At 68.9% G+C, this 14,249-nt stretch carries 14 protein-coding genes and 1 pseudogene; 8 read left to right on the top strand and 7 right to left on the bottom strand.

The annotated features are described in order from the left end of the window. Positions 1-32: 32 nt before the first annotated feature. The 3 genes from gnd to dnaA form a co-directional block, all read right to left on the bottom strand. Positions 33-929, bottom strand: coding sequence for a phosphogluconate dehydrogenase (NAD(+)-dependent, decarboxylating) (gene gnd / locus EUA98_RS06165; RefSeq protein ID WP_130101800.1), 897 nt, complete (start codon positions 927-929; stop codon positions 33-35). Between the two features lie 14 nt (positions 930-943). Continuing rightward, positions 944-2,074: a DNA polymerase III subunit beta gene (dnaN, locus tag EUA98_RS06160; RefSeq protein ID WP_130101799.1), complete on the bottom strand. Its 1,131-nt coding sequence runs from the start codon at positions 2,072-2,074 to the stop codon at positions 944-946. A 471-nt stretch (positions 2,075-2,545) separates the two neighbouring features. Beyond that, positions 2,546-4,012 (bottom strand): chromosomal replication initiator protein DnaA, encoded by a 1,467-nt coding sequence (gene dnaA, locus EUA98_RS06155; RefSeq protein ID WP_130101798.1) that lies wholly within the window; start codon positions 4,010-4,012, stop codon positions 2,546-2,548. A 350-nt stretch (positions 4,013-4,362) separates the two neighbouring features. Here dnaA and rpmH point away from each other — a divergent pair, with 350 nt between their 5' ends. The 8 genes from rpmH (at position 4,363) to EUA98_RS06115 (ending at position 10,995) form a co-directional block, all read left to right on the top strand. Continuing rightward, positions 4,363-4,500 (top strand): 50S ribosomal protein L34, encoded by a 138-nt coding sequence (gene rpmH, locus EUA98_RS06150; RefSeq protein WP_130101797.1) that lies wholly within the window; start codon positions 4,363-4,365, stop codon positions 4,498-4,500. Continuing rightward, positions 4,439-4,873: a ribonuclease P protein component gene (rnpA, locus tag EUA98_RS06145; RefSeq protein WP_350339484.1), complete on the top strand. Its 435-nt coding sequence runs from the start codon at positions 4,439-4,441 to the stop codon at positions 4,871-4,873. Before rpmH ends, rnpA begins: the two co-directional genes overlap by 62 nt. Next, a complete protein-coding gene (gene yidD, locus EUA98_RS06140; protein ID WP_350339483.1) occupies positions 4,873-5,190 on the top strand; it encodes a membrane protein insertion efficiency factor YidD in 318 nt (105 codons plus the stop codon). Before rnpA ends, yidD begins: the two co-directional genes overlap by 1 nt. Before the next feature lie 55 nt (positions 5,191-5,245). Further along, entirely contained in the window at positions 5,246-6,592 is a 1,347-nt protein-coding gene (gene yidC, locus EUA98_RS06135) for a membrane protein insertase YidC (protein ID WP_130101795.1), read from the top strand. A 45-nt stretch (positions 6,593-6,637) separates the two neighbouring features. Further along, complete coding sequence (locus EUA98_RS06130) at positions 6,638-7,153, top strand: Jag family protein (protein WP_130101794.1); 516 nt, start codon at positions 6,638-6,640, stop codon at positions 7,151-7,153. 668 nt (positions 7,154-7,821) lie between these two features. Then, positions 7,822-8,688: a 16S rRNA (guanine(527)-N(7))-methyltransferase RsmG gene (gene rsmG / locus EUA98_RS06125; RefSeq protein WP_242511309.1), complete on the top strand. Its 867-nt coding sequence runs from the start codon at positions 7,822-7,824 to the stop codon at positions 8,686-8,688. Positions 8,689-8,845: 157 nt separating this feature from the next. After that, positions 8,846-9,925 carry a ParA family protein gene (locus EUA98_RS06120; RefSeq protein WP_130101793.1) on the top strand — a complete coding sequence of 360 codons (1,080 nt, stop codon included), beginning with the start codon at positions 8,846-8,848 and terminating at the stop codon, positions 9,923-9,925. Next, positions 9,922-10,995 carry a ParB/RepB/Spo0J family partition protein gene (locus EUA98_RS06115; RefSeq protein ID WP_130101792.1) on the top strand — a complete coding sequence of 358 codons (1,074 nt, stop codon included), beginning with the start codon at positions 9,922-9,924 and terminating at the stop codon, positions 10,993-10,995. The genes EUA98_RS06120 and EUA98_RS06115 overlap by 4 nt, the downstream gene beginning before the upstream one ends. A 126-nt stretch (positions 10,996-11,121) precedes the next feature. Here EUA98_RS06115 and EUA98_RS06110 read toward each other — a convergent pair whose 3' ends face one another. The 4 genes and pseudogenes from EUA98_RS06110 to EUA98_RS06095 all read right to left on the bottom strand — a co-directional run. After that, positions 11,122-12,114: a D-alanine--D-alanine ligase family protein gene (locus EUA98_RS06110; RefSeq protein ID WP_255424282.1), complete on the bottom strand. Its 993-nt coding sequence runs from the start codon at positions 12,112-12,114 to the stop codon at positions 11,122-11,124. A 39-nt stretch (positions 12,115-12,153) separates the two neighbouring features. Beyond that, the gene (locus tag EUA98_RS06105) at positions 12,154-13,530 is read right to left on the bottom strand and encodes an aminotransferase-like domain-containing protein (protein WP_130101791.1); all 1,377 of its coding nucleotides are present in this window, start codon (positions 13,528-13,530) and stop codon (positions 12,154-12,156) included. A 118-nt stretch (positions 13,531-13,648) separates the two neighbouring features. Beyond that, positions 13,649-13,981: a thioredoxin gene (gene trxA, locus EUA98_RS06100; RefSeq protein ID WP_130101790.1), complete on the bottom strand. Its 333-nt coding sequence runs from the start codon at positions 13,979-13,981 to the stop codon at positions 13,649-13,651. 82 nt (positions 13,982-14,063) lie between these two features. Next, positions 14,064-14,249: pseudogene (locus EUA98_RS06095) on the bottom strand (thioredoxin-disulfide reductase); the annotation flags it as partial.

Below are 14,249 nucleotides of genomic sequence, written 5' to 3'. Positions count from 1 at the left end.
CCTCTGCTCGGTCGTGGTCGGTGGCGGTCGGTTCAGGTGGGCTGCCCGGACGACTTCACGGCGTGCCCGCCGAACTGCTGGCGCAGCGCCGCGACCACCTTCATGGCCGGCGAGTCGTCCTGTCGCGAGGCGAACCGCGCGAAGAGCGCCGCGGAGATGACCGGCACCGGCACCGCGGCGTCGATCGCGGCGTCCACCGTCCAGCGACCCTCCCCGGAATCCTCGACCCAGTCGCTGATGTCCCCGAGCGTGGGGTCGTCCTCGAGCGCCTTGACCAGCAGGTCCAGCAGCCAGGACCGCACCACCGTGCCGCGGGTCCAGGCCTTGAGCGTGCCCGGCACATCGGTGATGAGGTCGCTGGCGCCGAGGAGTTCGTACCCCTCGGCATACGCCTGCATCAGGCCGTACTCGATGCCGTTATGGACCATCTTCGCGTAGTGACCGGCCCCGACCGAGCCTGCGTGCACGAATCCCTCGTCCCGCGGGCCGGGTGGTCGCAGCGCGTCGAAGACCGGCATGGCGGCCGCCACCTGCGCCTCGTCCCCACCGACCATCAACCCGTAACCGTTGGCCAGGCCCCACACCCCACCGGAGACGCCGACGTCGAGATAACCGATGCCACGTGCCGCCAGGGTGGCGGCGTGAGCGCCGTCGTCCGCGAAGTGCGAGTTGCCACCGTCGATGACCAGGTCACCGGGCGCCAGCAGCTCCGCCAGCTCCTCAACCACCGCGTGGGTGGGCACGCCGGCCGGAACCATCACCCAGACGAGACGTTCACCCGCGGGGAGCTCCTCGACCAGTCCGGCGAGCGAGGGCACGTCCGAGAGGTCCGGGTTGCGGTCGTACCCGACGACCTCGATGTTCGCGGCACGCAGGCGGGTGCGCATGTTCGCGCCCATCTTGCCCAGCCCGACCAGACCGATCCGCATGACCCGATCCCTCGTCAGCTGGCGAAACGGATCGGGACGAGCAGGTAGCGGTACTCCTGGTTGTCGTCACCCTCGAGCGCCCGCTGGCCGGTGAACTCGACCGGCTTGTTCGGGTGCGTGAACGACAGGCGCACGAACGCGGTGTTGAGCGCCCCGAGGCCGTCGAGCAGGAACTGCGGATTGAAGGCGACCGAGATGTCATCCCCGACCAGGGCGGCCTCGAGCGCCTCGGAGGCCTGTGCGTCGTCGCCCTGACCGGCGTCGAGCACGACCTGGCCGGCGGAGAACGACAGGCGGATCGGGGTGTTGCGTTCGGCGACCAGGGCCACGCGCTTGGCGGCGTCGGACAGCGCCTGGGTCTCGACGACGGCGTGGATCGGGGTCTCGTCGGGGAACAGCCGGCGCACGGCCGGGTAGTCGCCGTCGACCAGCAACGACGTCGTGTGTCGGCCACCGGCCTCGAAGCCGATGAGGTCGACGCCGACGCCGGTCGCGAGGGCGACGTTCACCTGGGCCGAGCCACCGAGCGACTTCGCGGCGTCCGAGAGGGTCTTGGCCCGGACGAGGGCCACCGTGGAGACGTCCGGCGAGGCCGGCTTCCAGGTGAGCTCGCGCAGCGCCAGGCGGTAGCGGTCCGTGGCGAGCAGCGTGATCTTCTCGCCCTCGATCTCCATCCGCACCGCCGTGAGCAGGGGCAACGTGTCATCCCGACTGGCTGCGACGGTGACCTGGGCGACGGCCTGCGTGAGCTGGTCGCCGTCGATCGAGCCGGTGATCTCGGGCATCACGGGCAGGGCCGGGTAGTCCTCGACGGGCATCGTCAGGAGGGTAAAACGGCTCGCACCGCAGGTCACCGTCACCTTCGTGCCCTCGAGGACGACGTCGACCGGCTTGGCCGGCAGAGCGCGAGAGATCTCGGCGAGCAGGCGGCCCGAGACGAGCACGACCCCAGGCTCCGAGACCTCCGCCGCGATCTCGGAGCGGGCCGAGACCTCGTAGTCGAAGCTCGACAGGTGCAGGACGCCGCTGGCGTCGGCCTCGATCCGCACACCGGCAAGAACCGGTACGGGCGGTCTGGTCGGCAGGGACCGTGCAGTCCAAGTGACGGCATCCGCCAGGACATCACGTTCGACCCGGAACTTCATCACACGCCCCTTTAGTCACGCTCGTCGCGACGTCATGCGTCGTGAGTTTCGTGTGAACAGTACGCGAGTGTTCAGTCCCCCGGGTACTTGAAGTTCGCGGCATCGAGGTGAGTTGGTGATCCGTGTCGTTCGGGGTGATGAAGGCGTTGTGGATTCCTGCTGAAGAACAAGTTCGTCGTTGTCATCGCCTCTGTGCACTGTGTGGACGAACCACAAGTTTGCAGGTCACGGGCTCCGCGGGGATGTGGACGTGGCGGGGGACCGGTACGTGGTTCGAGGTCGGCACCGGTGGATGAACATCGGGGCCATGGGGGGCGTCCACGGATTCTTGTCGTTCGTCCACACGGTTCTGGGGCGTCGTCCACCGCCGTCCACAGAGATATACACAGGTGTGCAAAGTCGCACTTCAGAGGCTTCTGGGCGCGCCGACAGACCCGATCACGCCGGGTGGGTGGTGGTGGGTCGAGCGCGTCAGCCGCGACGCTGCTGCTTGATCCGACTGGTGAGCTCGGTGACCTGGTTGTAGGTCGATCGACGTTCGGCCATCTGCTCGCGGATCTTGCGGTTGGCATGCATGACGGTGGTGTGGTCGCGGTTGCCGAAGGCCTGGCCGATCTTCGGCAAGGACATGTCGGTGAGCTCCCGGCACAGGTACATGGCGATCTGCCGGGCGGTGACGAGCACGCGGGATCGAGACGGCCCGCAGAGGTCCTCGATCGCCAGACCGAAGTACGACGCGGTCTGACCGATCACGGTCGAGGAGGTGATCTGCTCGGCGTTCTCGTCGCTGATGAGGTCCTTGAGGACGATCTCGGCCAGCGACTTGTCGACCTGCTGGCGGTTGAGGTTGGCGAACGCCGTGACTCGGATCAGCGCGCCCTCGAGCTCGCGGATGTTCGCGGAGATCTTGGTGGCGATGTACTCGAGCACGTCGTCCGGTGCCTGGAGACGTTCGCTGCCGGCCTTCTTGCGCAGGATCGCGATCCGGGTCTCGAGGTCGGGAGGCTGGACATCGGTGATCAGGCCCCACTCGAACCGGGACCGCATCCGGTCCTCGAAGCCGTTGAGCTGCTTCGGGGGGAGGTCGGAGGTGATCACGACCTGCTTGTTCGCGTTGTGCAGGGTGTTGAACGTGTGGAAGAACTCCTCCATCGTCTGTTCCTTGCCCTGCAGGAACTGAATATCGTCGACCAGCAGCACGTCGACGTCGCGGTAGCGCCGCTGGAACGCCCCGGCCTTGTCGTCGCGGATCGAGTTGATGAAGTCGTTGGTGAACTCCTCGGAGTTCACGTACCGCACCCGCACGCTCGGGTACAGGTTGTGGGCGTAGTGACCGATCGCGTGCAGCAGGTGGGTCTTGCCCAGTCCGGAGTCCCCGTAGATGAACAGCGGGTTGTAGGCCTTGGCCGGTGCCTCGGCCACGGCGACCGCAGCGGCGTGCGCGAACCGGTTGGACGCACCGATGACGAACGTCTCGAACAGGTACTTGGGGTTGAGGCGCACGGGCTCGACGGGCGCCTTCTTGCCGTGGTTCGACCGCTGCCGCAGGTAGGCGGGTTGGATCGGCTCGTCGTCGTAGTCGTCCTCGTCGTCGTCGTCCGCGTGGGTCGTCTCGCCCGCGAGAGCGATCGGGGAGGCCGCGGTGCGCAAGGGCGTGGACTCGGAGGTGTCGAGATCGGAATCGACGGTGATGGCGAACCGCGCCTCGCGACCGAGCGCGTGGGACAGGGCCTCGGTCACCTCGGTGCGCACGCGCGATTCGAGGTAGTCCTTGGTCAGGTCGTTGCCGACGGCGAGCAGGAGGGTGTCGTTGAGGAGCCCGAGCGGCCGGGCGAGCTTCACGAAGGCGAACTGCCGAGGAGTGACATCGGGGCTCTGCTCGATCTCAGCGACCGTCCGGTCCCAGACCTGGGTGACGCTCTCGTCTGGTCCTGACACGGTGGTTTTCCTCGCTGAAGTTGATCGCGCTCGGCCCGCAGTCTCCCACGGTTCGAACTGGTCCACATACTTTTCCACAGGTTGTGGCTTACTGCCGACGTGCCCCGGGCGCAGGGCCGGGGTCGAACATCGATCGAGTGCAAGAATGACCCCGACACGGCTGCGTTCGGGCGGGTTTGACCGACCGGCGCCGATCGGCGTAACGTGGCGAGGCCGCTGTTGACGGCTCCTGCGTCGTGCCCCCACGTCGCGCAGGTGCCCGGATGTGTGCACCGAGTCGTCTCGGTCGGCAGCAGACCTGCACCGTTCGTTTCGAGCGGTGCGCTTCCCCGAATTAGTTGGAGAACATCGTGACCAAGCGGACCTTCCAGCCGAACGTGCGACGCCGAGCGAAGACCCACGGTTTTCGGCTGCGGATGCGTACCCGTGCGGGACGCGCGATCCTCGCGGGTCGCCGCCGCAAGGGCCGCGCCGAGCTCTCTGCCTGACCCAGCGCGGGTGCTTCCCGCCGCGTACCGGATGCGCCGCTCCGCTGATTTCGAGCGGGCGGTGCGCCGTGGCGCACGCAGCGGGAGGGACTCCCTCGTCGTTCATCTCGCCGGCGATCCGACGAACCACGGACCAGTGGTCGTCGGATTTGTCGTGTCGAAGGCCGTCGGGAACGCGGTCGTGCGGAATCGCGTCAAGCGAAGGTTGCGCGCAGTGGTGAGTCATCGGATCGACCAGCTTCCCGACGGTGGGCGGCTGGTCGTTCGTGCGTTGCCGCGTTCCTCGGAGCTCGACTCGGACGACCTGGCTCGCGACTTCGACTCTGCTCTCGCCGGGGCGCGACGGCGTCTCGACAAGCAACGGACGCGTTGATGAGTGTCATTCATCCCATGAATTTGGGTCCCTCGTCGAGGGTATCCCGAGGTGCACGCACGCTGGTGGCCCTTCCGTCTCGCGCCGTGGTGGCGTTGTTGCGGTTGTATCAGCTCGTCGTGTCGCCGCTGTACGGCTCCACCTGCAGGTTCTACCCGTCGTGCTCGCAGTACGCGCTGCTCTCGGTGCAACGGCACGGCGTCATACGCGGTGCCCGGCTGGCCGCGTGGAGGTTGTTGCGATGCAACCCGTGGAACCCTGGCGGCGTCGATGACGTTCCGCCGGGCAAGGAATCACCGCACGCCGCCCACCACTGAGCTCGAGCCCGCAGTGGGCGCCAGGATTTTTTGACCGACGTGAGGGACAGCTTCGATGGACTTCTTCAAGATCCTCTACCCGATCGAGTGGGTGGTCGCGTGGATCATGTATCTCGCGCACCAGGGCCTCACCTGGATCGGGCTGAACCCGGCCTCCGGGCTCGCGTGGGGGATGTCGATCGTCGTCCTCGTGATCGTGATGCGCATCCTCTTGATCCCGCTGTTCTTCAAGCAGATCAGGGCCTCGCGCGGCATGCAGATGCTCGCGCCCGAGATGCAGGCGATCCAGAAGAAGTACAAGGGCAAGAGCGACCCGGCCTCACGTGAGGCGATGAGCCGCGAGACGATGGCGCTGTACAAGAAGCACGGGACGAACCCGTTCTCTTCCTGCCTGCCGATCCTCGCCCAGTCTCCGATCTTCTTCGCCCTCTTCCGGGTGCTCAACTCCCTCGACGAGATCGCTCGCGGGGCGCAGGACGCGATCGGCCCGATCGATGCGACCGTCGCCGCGCAGGCCGAGCAGTCGACCATCTTCGGAGCGCCGCTCTCGTCGACCTTCATGACGGCGGCCGCGTCGGCCGACCCGATGGCGACGCGGGTCGTCACGGTCGTGCTGATCCTGGCGATGTCGGCCACGACGTTCCTCACCCAGCGCCAGCTGACCATGAAGAACATGCCGCCGGCGGCGCTCGAGGGCCCGATGGCCCAGCAGCAGAAGGTGCTGCTCTACGTGCTGCCGCTCGTCTTCGCCTTCTCGGGTGTCAACTTCCCGATCGGTGTGCTCCTGTACTGGACCACCACGAACATCTGGTCGATGGGCCAGCAGTTCTACACGATCCGACGGATGCCTGCGCCGGGCTCCCAGGCAGAAAAGGCGATGAAGGCGCGCCAGGCGCGCAAGGGGATCGTGAGCCCACCCGAGGGTGAGTCCGGTGGCAGCACCGCGGTCATCGAGGGCACCCCGAAGGGGCAGCGGGTTCAGCCCGTTCGCAAGGCGCGCGCCCGGCCCAAGCCGGCGCTCTCAGACAGCGCCGACACGACGAGCGACTCGACCTCCGACGCCACGGTCGCCGACGACGACACAGATGCCGGCTCCGCTGCTGCACCGCGCGCCGCCGGGACGAGGGCGCCGGGTGCTCCTCGGACCGCGAAGTCCGCCACCTCGCCGCGTACCGGAACAGCGAAGGCGGGCACGCCGCGTACTGGTGCTCCGCGGACCGGAGCTCCGCGGGCCGGAGCGCCCAAGACCGGCGCTCCGCGGACGGGCGCCCCGAAGACCGGGACTCCCAAGACGGGATCGACCCCGGCGGGCACGGCGAAGAAGCGTGCCGCGCGACCCGATGCAGCGACCAAGCCGGGCGACGACGCCCCGCCGTCGGCATCCACGAAGCCGAAGAAGTGACCGCTGCCGGTTTGCCGGCACCACTGGTGTTCACGAGGAGCCCTGATGACCACATCCGCTGACCGGGAGATTCCGGCCGAGGTGACGTCGACGAAGCGTCTTGAGGAAGAGGGCGAGATCGCCGCCGACTACCTCGAGGAACTGCTCGACATCGCCGACCTCGATGGCGACATCGAGATCGACGTCGACCACGGCCGTGCGGCCGTGGAGATCCTGGGCGAAGAGGGCGCGCTGCGTTCGCTGCGCCGGTTGGCCGGTCCGGAGGGCGAGGTTCTCGACGCACTCCAGGAGCTGACAAGGCTTGCGGTCCAGGCCAAGACCGGCGACCGGAGCCGGCTGATGCTCGACGTCGCCGGCTACCGGGCGGGACGGCGCGTCGAGCTGGTCAAGGTCGCCGAGGTTGCGATCGAGACCGTTCGTACCAGCGGCGAGCCTTTGGCCCTCGAGCCGATGAACCCGTTCGAGCGCAAGGTCGTGCACGACGCCGTCGCCGCTGCCGGTCTGGTGAGCGACTCCGACGGTGTCGAGCCCGCTCGCCACGTGGTGGTCCGCCCGGCCTGATCCCGGCGGCGCAGTCTCGATGGTCGGGGCTTCGACGGTCGGGGCTTCGACGGTCGGGTGTTTCACGTGAAACACCCGACCACCGACCCGGAGCTCGGTAGGTGTGCGTCGGCTCGCCGATTCGGTTGGCCGGCGTGCCGGCGGTGTCGGGGGAGTCGTCGGTAGGGAAGACGTGGGATGGATCGAGACCTGGTCGTGGTTTGACGACAGCCGGTGCGGTCTGGAGCTCACCAGGACCGGTCGCATGACAAGCGGGCACCTGAGTAGGAACGCCGGCGCCCGGCGAGCCGAACGTCCTCAGAGGGTCGAAAGTGGCCGGATTTTCGATCGATCCTCCTGTGATCGGCCGGGAATCCGGGAATCCGCCGGCAACGGATTTCCCGGAGGATCGATCCAGGGGAAGCCGAAATCAGCCAGATCCGTCGTCCCGGAGGCCTATCGCGCCAGGCGGGGCCGCCCGCGCCCATCGACGCTGGCCGCCCCGGACTGTGGACGAGGGATCTCCGCGAGACGCCGGGACGCTTCACTGGCGTGGACGTCGGTGTTTCACGTGGAACAGTGCCTTGGTGTTTCACGTGAAACCGGTGCGGCGTGACCGGTCGGCACCCACGAACTGAACTGATGAACGATCGACCTGACTAGCGATGTGCAGCATGAAGGAGCACCACGTGGAGAACATCTCTGACCCCAACGCCAAGGAGTCGGCCGGGACCCTGGCACAGGACGACCCGGCTGGCGCCGAGCCGGCCGGCGCTCAGCCCGTTGCCGCGGTGCCTGATGCCGCTGAGCCCGTCGACGCCGAGCCCGTCGATGCACGGTCGGCTGCTGCTCGATCTGCCGACGCCCAGCCTGCTGGGGGACCGGTCGAGCCTCCGCTGCCCGACCCGCTGGTGGACGATGCGCGAGTCGTCGAGTTTCTTGGCGACGCGTACCCGGTCCTCGCGCGGTTCCATGAACTGCTCACCTCGCAGGGAGTCCTGCGTGGCCTGATCGGTCCGCACGAGGTCAGCCGGCTGTGGGAGCGCCACCTGCTGAACTCCGCCGCAGTCGCGGCATTTCTGCCCACCAGCGGCCGGCTGATCGACGTCGGCTCGGGCGCGGGCCTGCCCGGCGTCGTCCTGGCGGCCATGCTGCCGGACGTGGAGGTCATCCTCCTCGACCCGATGGAGCGCCGGTGTGAGTGGCTGACTGAGGTCATCGAGCAGCTCGGACTCACCAACGCTTCCGTCCGGCGTGGCCGCGCGGAGGAGATGCACGGCGAACTTCTCGTCGATGCGGTCACTGCCCGGGCGGTCGCGCCGATGGATCGGCTCGGGCGGATGACGATGCCGCTGCTGGTCAAGGGGGGAGTCCTGGTCGCCCTGAAGGGCCGCCAGGCTGCCGTCGAGGTCGCCAAGGCTCGTGGTGCGCTGAAGAAGATGGGCGCAGGTGTTCCCGAAATTCTCGAAGCGCGCACGATTGACGGCGTGGAGAGTACGACCGTTGTCCGGGTCGTGCGAGAGACTGTGCGTGGTTCGTCGAAGTCGAAGGCGTGATCACGACACAGCACGTCCCGTCGACGGGTGTGGGAGAGGTACCGGGGTTCGCGTGACACAGAACGACGAGTTGCTCGTCAGGGGCGGTCCGGGCGGGACGCGCAAGCCGATCCTCGACGCCGCAATGACGAGAAGGCTATTGCGCCAAGGGAGCTACATGACGGACGAGGCCGACGATCAGCGGCGCGCTGCGCTCGTGAGCAGCCTGCCCGCCGTGAGCGATTCGGACTCGCCGCTGCTCGCGCAGCTGTCCCTGGATGCCCGACGGCGCATCGAGCTCCGCGGGCGACGCTTCCCGCGACCGGCGTCGACCCGAATCTTGACGGTCGCGAACCAGAAGGGTGGGGTCGGCAAGACGACCACGGCCGTGAACCTGGCCGCAGCGCTCGCGCAGTCTGGACTCAACGTCCTGGTCATCGACAACGACCCGCAAGGAAACGCGTCGACCGCACTCGGGGTCGACCACCGCTCCGGGACGCCGTCGATCTACGAGGTCCTGGTCGACGGTGCTCCGCTCGCCGGCGCCGTCGTGCAGTGCCCAGATATCCCCCGCCTGTGGTGCGTGCCCGCCACGATCGACCTGTCCGGTGCCGAGATCGAGCTCGTCTCTCTTGTTTCACGTGAAACACGACTCCGCCAGGCCCTCGACACGTACCTGGCCGATCGGGTCGCGCAAGGACTCGAACGCATCGACTACGTCTTCGTCGACTGCCCTCCCAGCCTCGGCCTCCTGACCGTGAACGCGTTCGTGGTGGCCCGGGAGGTGCTGATCCCCATCCAGTGCGAGTACTACGCGCTCGAGGGACTCAGCCAACTACTCAAGACGATCGAGCTGATCAGGTCGCACCTGAACCCCGATCTCTACGTCTCGACCATCTTGTTGACGATGTTCGACGCGCGCACGAACCTTGCTCAACAGGTGGTCAGCGAGGTACGGACGCACTTCCCGGACAAGACGCTGCGCACGACGGTGCCCCGTTCGGTCCGGGTCTCCGAGGCGCCCAGCTTCGGGCAGACCGTGATGACGCACGATCCCGGTTCCAGTGGCGCACTGGCGTACCTCGAGGCTGCCCGCGAGATCACACAGCGTGACGCGGACCTGCACGCGACGCAGGTCGCGGGCTCGCCTCAGACGGTCGACTCGACTCGGACAGTGGACTCGACACAGACAGTGGACGGGCACGCCGGCGCGCCGATCCACCCCGATGGCATGACAAGCACGGAGGAGCACAGATGAGCGAGAAGCGACGTGGGCTGGGTCGGGGACTGGGCGCCCTGATCCCCACCGGTACCGACTCCTACCGTCCGGTGGACGTCTTCTTCCCGCACGATGCCGTCCCCGCGACCGGCGGCCGGGGCACGGAGGCAGCCACGGAGGCGACGGCACCGGGTTCGGTCGAACCGGGTTCGATCGCCGTGCTCAGCGTCCCCGAGCAGGCCTCCGCGCCGCAGGACGCCTCACACGAGCTCCTGCCCGTCCCGGGCGCGCGGTTCGCCGAGCTGCCGGTCGAGTCCATCCGACCGAACTCGCGCCAGCCGCGCACCGCGTTCGACGAGGACGCGATGTTCGAGCTGGTCGAGTCGATCCGGGAGATCGGCGTGCTCCAGCCGATCGTGGTGCGTCCGGTCGCCGGCGACGACGGCACGACGTACGAGCTGATCATGGGGGAGCGGCGCTGGCGGGCGACCCAGCAGGCCGGGCTGGCAACGGTCCCGGCGATCATCCGCGAGACCGACGACGCCGACCTGCTCAGGGACGCGCTGCTCGAGAACCTCCACCGCGCGCAGCTCAACCCGCTCGAGGAAGCCGCCGCCTACCGGCAGCTGCTCGACGACTTCGGCTGCACGCACGACGAGCTCGCCGCCCGGATCTCCCGGTCACGCCCGCAGATCTCCAACACGCTGCGGCTCTTGCGGCTCCCGCCCCTGGTGCAGCGCCGTCTCGCGGCCGGGGTGCTGTCCGCCGGGCATGCGCGCGCGCTGCTCGGGCTGTCCGACGGTGCGGCGATCGAGCGCCTCGCGCAGCGGATCGTGGCCGAGGGCCTCTCGGTGCGCGCGACCGAGGAGATCGTCTCGCTCGGTGGGGACGAGGAGCGACCGGTCGCCGTTCGGCGCCCGCGCGCCGGCGACCGGAACTACGCCCTGGACAGCCTGGCGGCGCGGTTGTCCGACCGGTTCGAGACGCGCGTCAAGATCAACCTCGGCAAGAGCAAGGGACGGCTCACGGTCGAGTTCGCCTCGGTGCAAGACCTCAATCGGATCCTCGAGACCCTTTCCCCGACAGACCCCGGTCTCCTCAAGGAGTAGGCAGCCCGCGCGGTTCACCCCCGGAGCAGCCCGACCTCGCGCGGAGCGGGGTCCGTGTGGTGCGATGCCACGCCATGCCGCGCGGGGCGGGGCGGTCGGCGGTGAGACGGTCCAGCGGCGGGGCCGTCAGGCGAGCGCGGCCATGACGATCGACCGGTAGAGCTCAGGCAGGTCGCGTCCGCCCGCGACGGCAGCCTGGGGGAACAGCGAGGTCTCCGTCATCCCTGGCGCCACGTTGACCTCGAGGAACTGCGGGACCCCGGCGTTATCCAGGATGAGGTCGGTGCGCGAGAGGTGCCGTAGGCCCAGCGCGCGGTGCGCGGCGAGTGCAGCGGCCGAGACGGCGTCGGCCTCGGTCCGGGACAGGCGGGCGGGAGTGAAGTACTCGGTCCGTCCCGGGTTGTACCGCGCGTCGTAGTCGTAGGGACCGTCGGTGACGATCTCGACGGCGGGCAGGGCGTGCAGGCCGTCGGCGTCCTCGATGACGCTCACGGCCAGCTCGCGGCCTTCGACCGCCTGCTCGACCAGGGCGGTGTCCCCGTAGGCGAACGCATCGACCATCGCGCGCGGCAGGTCTGCGGCGTCGCGTACCAGGGTGACGCCCAGGGCCGAGCCGCCGCGGGACGGCTTGACCACGAGCGGGAGGCCGAACCGGGCCAGCAGGGACTCCAGGACCCGGCCCGCGCCGAGCTCGCGGAACAGGCTCTGCGGGAGCGTGACGAAGTCGGGCGTGGCCAGTCCTGCCCGGGCCGCGACGGTCTTGCCGATCGGCTTGCTCCAGGCCACCCTGCTCTCGCGCGGACCGGTACCCACGTAGCGGACACCGACGAGCTCAAGGATGTCCCGGACCGAACCGTCCTCACCGGTGGCGCCGTGCAGCAGCGGCCACACGAGGTCGGGCCGGCCCTGGGCGAGGGCGGGCAGCAGGTCGGCGTCGACGTCGTGCAGGCTCACCTCGAGCCCGGCGGACCGCAGCGCCTCCGCGACCCGGCGTCCCGAGCGCAGCGACACGTCGCGTTCGTGCGACATGCCTCCCGCGAGGACCACGACGCGCGGGGACGCGCTCGGGTCGCGCAGTGCGGTGCGCGCGGCGCGCGGCAAGGGGCTAGCGGCGGTCACGGGGGGGTCCTCACTGGTGGGGATGATGCCGGGGCGACGTCAGGAGACGTTCGGGCCGGGCTGCTGGACGTCGTCGTGCGTGCGCGCCCCGGAGACCCCGAACAGGGAGACGAGTTCGCTCTCGCCGGCCACGACGCCCGCGAGACGTCGGACGCCTTCGCGGATGCGCTCGGGGGAGGGGAAGCAGAAAGACAGGCGCATGTGGTCGCTGCCTTCGCCGTTCGCGTAGAACGCAGTGCCGGGGACGTACGCGACCCGGGCCGTCACGGCACGCGGCAGCATCGCCTTGGAGTCCAGACCCGCCGGGAGCTTGACCCAGGTGTAGAAGCCGCCGTCGGGCACGGTCCAGGAGGCGTCGGGCAGGTGTTCGGCCAGCGCCCCCACCATCGCGTCGCGACGTTCGCGGTACAGCTCGCAGAACGCCTTGATCTGACCACGCCAGTCGCAGGTCTCCAGGTACGCCGAGATCGCCAGCTGCGACGCGTTCGACGGGCACAGGATCGCGGACTCGCTCGCCAGGACGAGCTTCTCGCGGACCGCGTGCGGTGCCACGGCCCAGCCGATGCGGTACCCGGGGGCGAACGTCTTGGAGAACGAGCCGAGGTAGACCACGCCGTCCGTGTCGAGCGAGCGCATCGCGGGGATGGGGTCGCCCTCGAACCCGAGCAGGCCGTACGGGTTGTCCTCGAGCACCAGGACCCCGTACCGGCGCGCGATCTCGAGGATCTGCGGCCGCCGCTCGGCGGACAGAGTGACTCCCGCCGGGTTGTGGAAGTTGGGCACGGTGTACAGCAGCTTGACCGAGCGGCCCGCCCGGGCGAGGGAGGCGAGGGTCTCCTCCAGCGCGGCCGGGATCAGCCCCGCCGCATCGAGCGGCACGTGCACGACGTCGGCCTGGTGGGCGCGGAAGACCCCGAGAGCCCCGACATAGCTGGGCGCCTCGGCCACGACGACGTCGCCGGGGTTGATGAAGATCCGCGTCACCAGGTCCAGGGCTTGTTGCGAACCGGTTGTGACCACGACGTCGTCGGAGTGCGCCTCGATCCCCTCGAGGGCCATGACCTCGAGGATCTGTTCCCGAAGCGTCTCATCGCCCTGCGCCGAGCCGTACTGGAGTGCCGTCGTGCCGCGGTTGGCGAGCACCCGGTGGGACATCTCCCCGAGCGCGTCGAGGGGGAGGCCCTCGAGGTACGGCATGCCGCCGGCGAGCGAGACGACCTCGGGGCGGTTCGCGACCGCGAACAGCGCTCGGATCTCCGAGGCCTTCATGCTGTGCGCGCGATCGGCGTAGGCGTGCAGCCACGGATCGAGTCGAGTGCCGTGCACGGCGTCGGCCCCGGGTCCGTGCGTCGGGACCTCGGGGGCGGCGGCTCCGACGGGGGGCAACGCACCCGCCCCTGAGGTCTCGGGATTCATGTCCCGAGTCTCCCACGCCGCCCGCCGCTACCTGCGCACCTCGTCCAGAACGAGAAGAAGGCCGCCAGCCCCGGTGGTCCGGGGCGGACGGCCTTCCTCTGACGGATGGCTCCAGCGATCAGACGAGCGCGAGCGCCTTCTCGATCTCGGCGACCAGGACCGGCTTCGGCCGGGCGCCGATGATCGTGGAGATGATCTCGCCGCCCTTGACGAAGTGCATCGTCGGGATCGACACGATGCCGTAGTCGGACGTCACCTGGGGGTTCTCGTCGGTGTTGAGCTTGACGATCTTGATCTTCCCGTCGTACTGGACCGCGAGCTCGTCCAGGATCGGGGCGACCTGGCGGCACGGGCCGCACCAGGGCGCCCAGAAGTCGACGATGACGGGGATGTCGGACTCGAGGACCTCAGCGCGGTAGGTGGCGTCTGTGGCGTGTACGGGGGTGCTCATCGCAGGTGTCCTTCGTGTATCGGTCGGAGGTGGTGGTGCGGAGTGGGGCTGAAGCAGGTGGGGCTGAAGCGGGTGGGTGTGGTTACTCGGAGAGGAACCGTTGGGCGTCCAGGGCCGCGGCGCAGCCGGAGCCGGCGGCGGTGATGGCCTGGCGGTAGGTGTGGTCCACGGCGTCGCCGCAGGCGAACACCCCCGGCAGGTTGGTCAGCGTGGTGCGGCCCTGGACCTGGATGTACCCCTCGGCATCCAGGTCGACCGCGCCGACGAC

This window comes from Pengzhenrongella frigida (assembly GCF_004168625.1).
GTDB classification, from domain to species: Bacteria; Actinomycetota; Actinomycetes; order Actinomycetales; family Cellulomonadaceae; genus Pengzhenrongella; species Pengzhenrongella frigida.
Note: the sequence above shows the minus strand (reverse complement) of the source record. Positions and strands in the feature narration are given on the sequence as shown.